Origin of the sequence: Clostridioides sp. ES-S-0001-03 (genome assembly GCF_020676075.1) — a bacterium.
In the GTDB taxonomy this organism is placed as follows: domain Bacteria; phylum Bacillota; class Clostridia; order Peptostreptococcales; family Peptostreptococcaceae; genus Clostridioides.
This window is the reverse complement of sequence record NZ_JACVWJ010000028.1, coordinates 1-1,174: the sequence shown is the minus strand read 5'-3', so window position 1 is coordinate 1,174 and position 1,174 is coordinate 1. Positions and strand designations below refer to the sequence as shown.

The 1,174-nt window shown below is 31.9% G+C and carries 2 pseudogenes; both read right to left on the bottom strand.

Annotated features, from left to right (window positions below):
- Positions 1 to 805: pseudogene (locus IC174_RS20635) on the bottom strand (hypothetical protein); the annotation flags it as partial.
- Positions 806 to 824: 19 nt separating this feature from the next.
- Positions 825 to 1,174 (bottom strand): annotated as a pseudogene (locus IC174_RS20630) (hypothetical protein); the annotation flags it as partial.

The window sequence follows — 1,174 nt, the reverse complement described above, 5'->3', positions numbered from 1 at the left end:
CTCCTTTAGCTTCATAGCTTATTTTCTTTATTACTTCAATTTCTTCACCTAGATTTATTTTATTTTCAACTATAGTAAATGGTATACTATAAAGCTTACATAATCCATTTTGCTCCAACTCATATATAGCAGTATTGTTATCATATCTTATGTTTTGTATATAAAGATATGAATTATTATCATTAATAGAAAACTTAGCTTTTAAAGCTTCTCTTAAATCTATTCTTAAAGCTTCAAAAGTTCCATCTAACTGTTCACCATTAGGACTCATTTCCATACCCACAATACTTGTTGGCATACCTGGTCTATGTAAAGGAGTCCAATCAATAGATAGTGGCTCATAACCTATAACATTCATTTCACCTTTAACACCTTTTTTAAGCTTTGGATAACCAAATATACTAACTTCCTTTATCCTCTTAGTTCTAATCCATCTTTTTAAATTTTTAGCATCTGCATCAATCAGCCCTCTGAAATAAGCTTTATCCCCTTTCATTTCTGCACCTATCCAATGCGTTACAGGTGGTGCAAATTCAGTTGATATATTTTCAGCTTTTTGATGTCCTAAAAAGCCATTAAGAGTATTTTCATTAGTGTAATCTACAATATCTTTTAAGCTTTTAGCAGTATAGTTCCATCCCCTTTTAGATTTTGTAGCTGGTATCTCAACAACTACCTCAAGAGGGTCATTATCTATAGATTTTAAAGCTTCTATGTCTATGTCTTTAGCTAAAGGAATATCAGAAGGTTTGATATTAGATATTAACGCATTCATTGAATCCATTTCTCCAGTTATTACATTCACTTAATCACCACCTTTCAATTTAAAAATTCATATTTCCATACACATCTTGATACCACATTTCAAGAGGTACATCATCCATAGGATTTTTATTCCATTTTTTCAATCTATTAACTAACACATCAAGTGGTTGAACTACTGTAAGCATAATACACAAACAATGGGGGTGAAATGGATATACAGGAGCTTCATTTATAGGATAAACACCTTTACCCAAACCAAAATTATCCTCTCCACATATTTCGTCGCATATATCTGTATGAGGATGTGCCATGGATAACATAAACTGAATACCTATAGTTGCAGGATTAATCATTGCAGAAGCTAAAACCCCATCACCATAAGCTGATGTCATTTCAGTTCTTGCCAATC